This is a genomic window from Methylophaga sp. SB9B, from assembly GCF_004832235.1.
GTDB lineage: Bacteria > Pseudomonadota > Gammaproteobacteria > Nitrosococcales > Methylophagaceae > Methylophaga > Methylophaga muralis.
In genome coordinates this window covers 1-254 of record NZ_SSXS01000063.1, presented here as the reverse complement: position 1 = coordinate 254, position 254 = coordinate 1, and the positions used below count along the sequence as shown (strand labels likewise).

Here is a 254-nt window from a genome sequence, read left to right as displayed (position 1 = left end):
TCATAACTCGGATAGCCATGCCAGCAATTATCCGTCACTTTAAATGCCACCAGTGAACCTGGGCCAGGAATGATTTCATCCACATAATCTTCCATGTCGTGAGCATTATTTAAAATTCGTAAACGCCCCGTTGCTGCATCCCAACTTTCATTGAGATAAATCAAAATGGTCACCAACTTGGTTTTCGAATCAGTATGGATGCGGCCGTCTTTTTGTCTTGAATAACCACGTAAGGTCATCATCATCGGCAGATC

At 42.9% G+C, this 254-nt stretch carries 1 protein-coding gene; it reads right to left on the bottom strand.

Annotated features, from left to right (window positions below):
* On the bottom strand, positions 1-254 hold a 254-nt coding region (locus E8Q33_RS15145), incomplete at both ends, for a 2OG-Fe(II) oxygenase (RefSeq protein WP_136555723.1).